Source organism: Leptolyngbya sp. FACHB-36 (assembly GCF_014695955.1).
Taxonomy (GTDB): Bacteria; Cyanobacteriota; Cyanobacteriia; order Leptolyngbyales; family Leptolyngbyaceae; genus FACHB-36.
In genome coordinates this window covers 1-9,049 of the sequence record NZ_JACJPG010000684.1, presented here as the reverse complement: position 1 = coordinate 9,049, position 9,049 = coordinate 1, and the positions used below count along the sequence as shown (strand labels likewise).

8 protein-coding genes are annotated in these 9,049 nt (G+C 53.3%); 5 read left to right on the top strand and 3 right to left on the bottom strand.

Translation table 11 applies throughout. From position 1 onward, the window contains the following. Window positions 1-1,041 precede the first annotated feature (1,041 nt). The 3 genes from H6F43_RS21540 (at window position 1,042) to carA (ending at window position 2,760) form a co-directional block, all read left to right on the top strand. Complete coding sequence (locus H6F43_RS21540; protein ID WP_190345219.1) at window positions 1,042-1,281, top strand: hypothetical protein; 240 nt, start codon at window positions 1,042-1,044, stop codon at window positions 1,279-1,281. A gap of 53 nt (window positions 1,282-1,334) precedes the next feature. Further along, window positions 1,335-1,547, top strand: a complete 213-nt coding sequence (locus H6F43_RS21535; RefSeq protein WP_190345218.1) for a hypothetical protein — start codon at window positions 1,335-1,337, stop codon at window positions 1,545-1,547. A gap of 61 nt (window positions 1,548-1,608) precedes the next feature. Then, window positions 1,609-2,760 carry a glutamine-hydrolyzing carbamoyl-phosphate synthase small subunit gene (gene carA, locus H6F43_RS21530; protein WP_190345217.1) on the top strand — a complete coding sequence of 384 codons (1,152 nt, stop codon included), beginning with the start codon at window positions 1,609-1,611 and terminating at the stop codon, window positions 2,758-2,760. Here carA and H6F43_RS21525 read toward each other — a convergent pair. Together H6F43_RS21525 and H6F43_RS21520 are read right to left on the bottom strand one after the other, a co-directional pair. Then, window positions 2,757-3,785, bottom strand: a complete 1,029-nt coding sequence (locus tag H6F43_RS21525; RefSeq protein ID WP_190345216.1) for a hypothetical protein — start codon at window positions 3,783-3,785, stop codon at window positions 2,757-2,759. The two genes, carA and H6F43_RS21525, sit on opposite strands and share 4 nt — an antisense overlap. A 280-nt stretch (window positions 3,786-4,065) precedes the next feature. Beyond that, window positions 4,066-6,606: a mannose-1-phosphate guanyltransferase gene (locus tag H6F43_RS21520; protein ID WP_190345215.1), complete on the bottom strand. Its 2,541-nt coding sequence runs from the start codon at window positions 6,604-6,606 to the stop codon at window positions 4,066-4,068. A gap of 242 nt (window positions 6,607-6,848) precedes the next feature. Here H6F43_RS21520 and H6F43_RS22520 point away from each other — a divergent pair, with 242 nt between their 5' ends. Continuing rightward, complete coding sequence (locus tag H6F43_RS22520; protein WP_242025841.1) at window positions 6,849-7,028, top strand: hypothetical protein; 180 nt, start codon at window positions 6,849-6,851, stop codon at window positions 7,026-7,028. 90 nt (window positions 7,029-7,118) lie between these two features. After that, window positions 7,119-7,856 (top strand): class I SAM-dependent methyltransferase, encoded by a 738-nt coding sequence (locus H6F43_RS21515; RefSeq protein WP_190345214.1) that lies wholly within the window; start codon window positions 7,119-7,121, stop codon window positions 7,854-7,856. A 271-nt stretch (window positions 7,857-8,127) separates the two neighbouring features. Here H6F43_RS21515 and H6F43_RS21510 read toward each other — a convergent pair whose 3' ends face one another. Beyond that, the gene (locus H6F43_RS21510; RefSeq protein WP_190345213.1) at window positions 8,128-8,805 is read right to left on the bottom strand and encodes a DUF1614 domain-containing protein; all 678 of its coding nucleotides are present in this window, start codon (window positions 8,803-8,805) and stop codon (window positions 8,128-8,130) included. Window positions 8,806-9,049 lie beyond the last annotated feature (244 nt).

Here is a 9,049-nt window from a genome sequence, read left to right as displayed (position 1 = left end):
GGTCAGGAGGATGTTGGCTTCTTAAGCAAGTCTTCCCAAACCGTAACGGCGAATTCCGGTAAAGAAGCCTTAACAATTCTAGCGCAGCAGCTAAGCAATTGAGGGGAGACTCTCGCTGGTTAATTTTTATCGATGCATTTTATTTTAATGCTTTCTAAGAAATGCTCTTAGCACAGATACAGGAGCGGGGACGATCGTTCCGGCAACCTTGCCCCACGAAAAGCCGATCTCCGCTTCCTGAAGCGAGGAAGCAGAGGCGCACCGCTTGAGCAATCAAGCCTTTAGCCCATTGCTCAGACCAAACAGAACATGAACCGCACCCGTCGTGTCGATCGCTGCCCGTCACTTGCGTCAGAGGAGGACGGTCGGATGTGCGAAGACAGTTTCTCCGGTTGACGCTTGGGCAGGCAGTGTTCCGACCGTTGGAGTCCAAGAGTGGTGGCTACCACGCGCTTGATGCGAGAGGACACTAAATTCTGCTGAACTATTGATCGGCTCCGGTGATCGCTCGAACCGTGACGCTTAACGAATTTTTGAGCGACCAATTTGACCTCGAACGTGTGCGCGATCACGTCGTCTTGATTGGAACATTAGGCAGCGACATAGCCAACAATCGTAGATTCAGCTTAGGCGTAGATTCAGCTCAGGCAGATAGTTTGGTCTAAACCGAAGTATCTGAGCCGAGATTCATGCCGATCGTGCTTAAGCAATCAAATGTGACATCAAACACAGCCTTCATTGAATCAAGGTAGCCTTTTGGACAGTTAATTCCTGGTGGAAGCTTAACTAGCGGTAGAGTTTGCTCAACTAAAAATTCAGTAAAAGAGAAACATAGCTTTCCAGTTCTGATGTTTACCCATTGGAATGGAAGATCAAGAGTTGTCTTTTTGCATCAATGTGTCTAGGTGAATGAAACAATTGCCTAGCTTCTGGAATTGTTGATAAATGTTAAGAAAATAAAATTTTAACACCATTTATCGAGTCAAAACCGGCGGCTGAAGCGACTGCGCTACATCTCTCAACTTAATCCAAGGAACAGTTATGTCTAAACAAATGTGCTGGCTGTCGGCGTCTGGTCCAAACGAGACGAAGATTTTGCATCTGCGTTTACAGCCTGGACAGCCCTGGAAACCCTACACTGCTTTTCCTCAATTTGCGGCTCCTGATTACCGCATTCCAGGTGGCTCCAAAGGATGGGCAACCTATCAGAAATTAATCAAAGCTGGTTGGGCATTAATCCCCACAGCGCAAGCACATCAAGCTCTGGTATCCACTCGATAGCTCATCGTTTTGCGTGCAGTGGTCAATTTAGTTCTAAATGAGGAGATGACTCAATGGCGTTTCACGTTGCAGCACCGAAGTTTGGAAAGAATCAGCAGGTTTACTTTTTAGGCGGTTCTGGGAAGGTCAAAACCTGTTTTCTGGACTCTGGTATTTGGGCGTACTGTGTTGAAATGGAGCTTGGTCCAGCGCCAGAAAGTGGCAGGATTGGTCCTGAAGCAACCGTTTTGTTGCACCAGTCAGAAATTGAAGGAGCGATCGCTTAGCTACCACGAACGGGGAAGCAGCATGGCATAATATAGCCGCTGTATTCTTTGGAGTTGAGTTATGGTCCCCACCTCTGCTCAGCCTGCGCTGCTAGTGTTGGCAGACGGTACGTTTTATCCGGGATGGTCGTTTGGAGCGACAGGAACCACGATCGGTGAAGTGGTGTTTAACACGGGCATGACGGGGTATCAAGAAGTGATGACGGACCCCAGCTACCGTGGACAAATTGTGACCTTCACCTATCCAGAACTGGGCAATACTGGCGTCAATCCAGATGATGAGGAATCGAGTCAGCCGCAGGTGAGGGGGATTGTTGCCCGCAACATTTGCACTAAGCCGAGCAACTGGCGATCAACGCAATCCCTGCCGGACTACCTGAAGCAGCACAACATCCCAGCAATCTACGGTATTGACACGCGCGCACTGACCCGCAAAATTCGCTCGGTCGGCGCGATGAACGGTGCCATCTCGACCGAAGTTCTGGACCCTGCCGAACTGCTGGCGCAAGTGCAGGATGCGCCCAGCATGGCAGGCTTAAACCTGGTTCGTGAAGTCACGACTGCTGCGGTGTATGAGTGGTCGGACTCTACAAACTTGACCTGGGAGTTTCGACCGACTGAGCAATCGACGGACGGCAAGCCGCTGACGGTTGTGGCGATCGACTTTGGCATCAAGCGCAATATTTTGCGTCGCCTTGCCAGCTACGGTTGCCGAGTCATCGTCGTACCCGTTGACACACCGCCTGAAGAAATCTTGAAGTACAACCCGGACGGCATCTTCCTGTCCAACGGACCGGGCGATCCAGCCGCGAACGTTGAGGGCATCGAAACCACCAAAGCCTTGCTAACCAGCAACAAGCCGATGTTTGGCATCTGCATGGGGCACCAAATTTTAGGACTGTCTCTGGGCGGCGAAACCTTCAAGCTGAAGTTCGGACATCGGGGACTCAATCAACCCTGCGGCTTGAATCAGCAGGTAGAAATTACCAGCCAGAACCACGGCTTTGCAATCTCGGCGGAGTCACTCAACGATACCGATATCGAGATTACGCACTTAAATTTGAACGATCGCACCGTCGCTGGTCTGCGCCACAAATCGCTGCCGCTGTTTTCAGTGCAGTATCACCCGGAAGCCAGCCCCGGTCCGCACGATGCCGATTACTTGTTTGATCAGTTTGTTCAAACCATGCGGGAGCAGCGTCAGGCAGTCTAGCGCAACGGCTCCAACCGCACCGTCAACCGCACTGCACCGAGGCGAACAGGCCTACCATCCTGCGTGGGTGGAGAGAACTCTAAATTGCTGCCTTGCAGGAGTTCTTTGACAAAATTGCTGTATTCCCTTGGTGCTGTATCTTCCGGTACGACATCAATCTGGGTTGGCTTGCCTGTCTCGTCAATCACAATTTGAAACGTTACCGGACGACCTAGATTTGCCCGAACCGCTGCCGGATACGTCACCGAGTCGAATAATTGTGGAATTGATCGCAACTGAGGGACAGGTCCCACATCCGTCGAGGTTAAATTTCCTCTGGCGACGCCGTCCACGCTTAATTTCGCACCCGACCCCTGATCGGGCACTGACGGAACAGGCACCGACGGCAGCGAGGGGGGTTCGTTATCGCTGCCGTCAATGCCTCCTGGAGGCATGTTACCCGAAGGCGGTGTGGTGGGCGGCAGCGGACGATCGTCTGGGTTGGTACCGTCAGGATTGGTGCTGTCTGAGTTGGTGCCATCGGGGAAGGGCGAGTCTGGAGGCGTGTTCGGGAATGGGGGAGCACCCGAAGCGGTGTCTACAGGGGGGGTGTTTCTCGGTCGCGGCGGACGAGACGGTGGAGCCACAGGCGGCGGCACTCGTCGCGGCGGCGGCTCTGGATTAATGGGACGGGGCGGGGCAGACTGGCGAGGGGGCGTTTGGGGCGTGATGCTGCTAGGGATATTCGTGTATGAGGACGCAGCAGGAGCCGTTGGAGCCGTCGATCGCGGCGCAGTGCGTGCCGGGGCAGATGAAGCGGTGCGACTGACAGGTGCGCCTTGCTGAACCGAAGCCGCGATCGGCTGAACAAACTCAACGGCAATCGGTGCCGGATTGGCCGTCCGCACCTGGGAAAGGAGCGATCGCGTCACCAGCAGCAGCAGCAAATGGATCAGAACCGATCCGGCTAGCAGTGCAAGCCAAAATGCAGCAGGCTCCATGCGTCGCCTACCCAGGAACTGATTTGCAGAACTTGTACTTGTCATTGGTTGGTATCTGCTACCTCAACAGGTCTCGCCGCGCCAGCCGCTTGAGAACCTTATCATGCCAAACTCGGCTTCGTCAGGAATCTGAGGTCAGAACTTTTAGTGTCTCTGCCTTCGTTATAGCCTTCAGCCGCACGAGTTCACTTTTCCAGGACTTACGCAGTTTGGCTAAAACCTCGGAGGTTTAAGTCACTCCGTTGGTCACGATGCTGAATTCTTCGTTAAAACCTGTTAAAACCTCCGAGGTTTGCACCAGCCTATTCCACACCACTGCCGTAATCTAGTACGCCTCCTCCATTCGGGCTTCGGCTAATCCCTGTTCTCGATCGACAAATTCCTGCACGCGCATGCGATATTCGCGCAGCGTTTCATCGACCCAACCGCGATCGCTGCTGTTGGCAAAAATGTGCACCAGTGGTTCTCCAGCATCGGGGAGAATCAGCACCCAGCTATCATGCTGCTGATTGAAGATTTTGACGCCATCGACCAGTTCCAGCGTGTCCACAGCATGGGTTTCCACCAACTGTCGCATCAGAGCACCTTTTGCCGTCCAGGGGCAGCGCACTGTATAGAGTTTGTGGCAAATGCGCGGTAGCTCTGCTCGAACTTGTCCCAGCGATCGCTCCTGAATCGTCAGCATTTCGATTAGTTTTGCGATGCAGAACATGGCATCAAAGCCGGGATGCAGCTGAGGAAAAATAAAGCCCATTTCGCCGCTGCCGCCTAGCACCACATTCGGATTCATCTGGCAGGCTTCCATTAGCGCGGTCGGATTTGCCTTAGTGCGGATCACCCGTCCGTCGTGCCGACGCGCGATTTGCTCCACCGCGCTAGACGCATGGACTGGAACTACCACCGTGCCTCTGGGATGATGCGTCAGAATCATGTCCGTCAGCAAAGCAGTCAGAACTTCGCCGCGAATCGGGCTACCCGCATCGTCTACTAAAATCAACTGCTCGCCATTCGCCGACACCTGCACACCAAGGTTTGCCTTCAGCGCCTCGACAACGTGCCCTAGCTGATTCAGCAAGCCTTCGCGATCGTTGAACGTCAGCGTGTTCAAGCTCAAGCTCGCATTTAGCACGACAGCATCGCAGCCAAACTTAGCTAACAGCTGCGGCAGCACCGCTCCAGAAACGGCGTAGGCGTAATCAATCACAACCTTGGAACTGCTGTGGCGAATCGCTTCAATATTGAGGTGCCGCTCAAAGCTAGTGCCGTAGATGTCGATCACCTGGTTGGCATAGGCAACATTGCCAATTTCGTGAATTTGGGCGCGGCGGAAGTCTTCTTTGAAGTACGCCCCTTCAATCTTTTTCTCGCGGGCTTTCGAGATGTTGATGCCCTTTTGGTCAAAGAACTCAATCAGAATGTGGTCAAAGCGTTCTGGATGCACGCGCACGTGAATGCCCCCTGCCACCGACAGCGTAGGAACGAGCGCTCGCGCTACCGGGATCGCGGTTGCTTCCAAATTCTGCACATTGACGCCAACCGACATCAATCCTGCAATCAGCGATCGCGACACCATGCGAGAAATATTGCGCTGGTCGCGCGACACCGTGATGTGCATTCCTGGCTTGAGCGTGGAGCCAAACGCCGCTCCCAGCTTGACGGCAAACTCTGGTGTAATATCCACGTTTGCCAGCCCAGACACACCGCGCTGCCCAAACAGGTTGCGGTGCGCCACGTGTCCCCAGATCAAATTTAGATTTAGCGTTGCCCCCGGCTCCACCTTTTTGCTGGGCCACACGCGTACATCCGGGTTAATCTGCGCCTCTTCCCCGATCGTCGATAAGGGACCCACGATCGCGCCTTCTAGCACATGGGCGCGACGATCCACGCGCGCACCACGGGCAATGACGCAGGCGCGCAAGTGGACTTCTTCGCCAATGATGGCACCGTTCCAGATAATCGGGCGTTTTAGGTCGGCGTCCGCAGCGATCGTGACGTTGTCGCCAATAATTGTGCCGGGGTCGATTTGCACGCGGGGACCGATGCGGCAGTTGCTGCCAATCATCACAGGCGGCGTAATGCGGGCGCTAGAGTCGAGATAGGTGTTTTGTCCCACCCAAAGTCCGGGCGATCGCTCCTCGTAGGCGAACTCCAGGCTCACTTTCTGCATCAAGCCGTCGTACTGAGCGTCGCGGTAAGCGTCGAGGTGTCCCACGTCGCACCAGTAGCCCTCGGCGATGTAGCCATACATGGGTTCGTCTTTTTCTAGCAGCAGCGGAAATAGATCTTTTGAGAAATCGCTTTCCTGGCTGTCGGGCAAATAGTCCAGCACCTCTGGCTCCAGAATGTAGGTGCCTGTATTCACCGTATCGGAGAAAATTTCGCTGCTCGATGGCTTTTCCAAAAACCGACGTATCCGCTGCTCCTTATCGGTAATGACAACGCCAAACTCTAGCGGATTGGGCACGCGGGTCAGAATCAGCGTGGCTTTTGACTGCCGCTCACGGTGAAACTGAATTGCTGCACTCAGGTCAAAATCCGTGATGCTGTCGCCGCTAATGACAAGAAACGTATCGTCTAGCAGTTCCGCCACGTTTTTGACGCAGCCAGCGGTACCGAGGGGTTGGTCTTCCTCAACGGCGTAAGTCATCTGTACGCCAAAGTCGCTGCCGTCGTGGAAGTACTCTCGCATAACATCCGGTAGATAATGCAATGTCGCAATTACTTCCGTAATGTGGTGGCGCTTGAGCAGGTGAATAATGTGTTCGGCGATCGGTCGGTTCAGCACGGGCACCATCGGCTTGGGTAGATCGCACGTCAACGGTCGCAATCGCGTGCCTGACCCTCCAGCCATTAGAACTGCTCGCATAGGTTTTCTATCCTGTAGAGGGTGCGATCGGATTAAGGGACGATCGCGCTTTGGGTTCCCATCTTCTAGTGTCCTATGCCTGCGAGTTTTCGGGTATCCTCCGCCTGATGCGTTGATATTCTGTATCAGTTTGTATCACTTGTATTGGTCGATTCAGAGTTGCCATACCCCGATCGGGCTTGAGTAGGATAGAACTGTACTAGAGTTACACATCGCGTTCTGTCAGTTATAAGGATCGATTTATGGGACTACTTACCATTTTGTTAACTGGGGCTTATTTGTTTGGCGCTTGGAAGTTTTGGACAGGATTCCGGCGGACGAATTTTAGCGAGGGACGGCTGTATCTATCGCTTCTGTGGCCTTTTTTGGTGTTCAATCGCTCGTATCGTCAGAATTTCGCTAGAGCGCTGAAAGGTCAGTAAAGAGTTGTTAGTCGTTAGTCGCTCGTTTCTAGTTCAAACGGCTCTAACAACTAAACAACTAGTAGCTAACAACAAATTACTCGCGTTGCCATGTCTAAATCCGATTGCACCGAAGCCGCCTTTTCGTCGAACAGCTACTTCAGTGGTTTAGGAACGCCGCAAGACTGGCAGGAACGAATTGCCAGCGTGGCATTGCGTTTTAATGGCGAGTACCAGGGCAAGCCGATCGACCTACCCGACGAAGTTAAGGCAATGCCGATTTACCAGGAGCGATCGGCGGGCTTGCTTCAGGCAAAACTGACATCCCCGTTTTGGAAGCTTGCTCAGCCGCAGAAAAATCAGCGCTGTTTGGATATTGGCTGCGGCGTTAGTTTTTTGATTTATCCCTGGCGCGACTGGGGTGCGCTGTTCTATGGGCAAGAAATTAGCCCCGTGGCGCGAGACATTTTGGTGGCTCGTGGACCGCAGCTTAATTCCAAGTTGTTTAAGGGTGTGGAGTTGGCACCTGGGCACCAGTTAAGCTACGACGCGGGCATGTTCGACTTGGCGATCGCCACAGGCGTTAGCTGCTACTATCCACTGGTGTATTGGGGCGAAGTGCTAGCGGCGGTAAAGCGCGTGCTGAAGCCAGGTGGCTTTTTTGTCTTCGACGTGCTGGACTCAGAGACCCCTCTTGCAGAAAATTGGGCAATTTTGGAAATGTATCTAGGTGCGGAGGTGTTTCTGGAGCCAGCAGCAGACTGGAAAAAAATGATTCAAGCGGTGGGCGGACAGGTGGTTAAGACTGCGCCGGGAGAACTGCTTAACCTTTACAAAGTCCGATTTTAATTGCGTCGCTTCGAGATTACACAGCTCGAGATTACACAGAGTGATTACAGGCAGCGATCGCTCCGAATATGCAATAGTTTTGATGCTGCGAAGCCAAGGACAAATTGGGACAGTACGGAAAAACAAATAGGGATTTGTTGACGCGATCGATTCACCATTCCTCTTGCTACATCCGATGCCAATGCAACTGCTTGGAATCGCGATCGTGCAGATTTCAAGTGGATCAAAGGTACAGCATCCAAAACTGCGATTCCAGGAAGGCGGGAGTTGCTTAGGTTAGAAGCAGCGCGAGCAATCCACACAGCGCGATTCCATCAAATACTCCGGCTCCGCCAATGCTCAAGACGCCTGCCGACTTTGATTGAATCTCCTTCAAATGCAGCAAATCGGCTCCAATTAGCGTTCCTAAAACGCCACCTGCAAACGCGATCGCCGGAATCACGTTCGGAGTTCCACCCGCCAGCAGCATTGACGACAGTGCCGCTGTCAGCGGAGCCAGCAGCGGGTTCATTTGAATCCCAATACCAGGAACCACCTGAGCCGCGTAATAGCTGGCGATCGTGACGATCGCGGTGACTACCACAATCAGCAGCGGTGAGACGCGGGTGAACTGATACAGCGCCACCAGCAGCGGAATCAAACCACCACCCACATTCAACGCAATTACAGTCTGACGACGCATCCGCCGCAGCGGAATTCCTCGAAACTGTTGCAACCAGAACGAGGCGAACGTATCCATCAGGTACACGGGCGACTCCGTTTTGTACAGAGGGATATTGATCATGCCGCCCAGCACGATCGCCGTCAGCAGCAGCGCCGCCACGCTCGGAGAAAACCCCAGTTTTGCCACAGCGACCTGCACCACCCCCAGCGCCAGCGAGAACCACAAGAACGGCAGCAGCAGCAGAAAAACAACAAACAGAAGCAGGGAGACGGGGAGGTAAATCATTACGCCAGTGGGCAGGATTACAACTGTCGAGCAACCCGATCGTATCGAGACAGCATAAGACGTAGTGTTCAGGATTTACACCTGTCATGATTGGTATTTTTGATCCAGGTTCACCCGTTAGAAAAGGATTAGATGCGTCCCAGTTGGGCTAATGGGCAAAAGCGGTTGCTGCGGACGTTGCACCTCCGCTGGCAATCAGTTCTTCAGCAGCAAGGGCATGATTAAGCACGATTAATCGGATTAA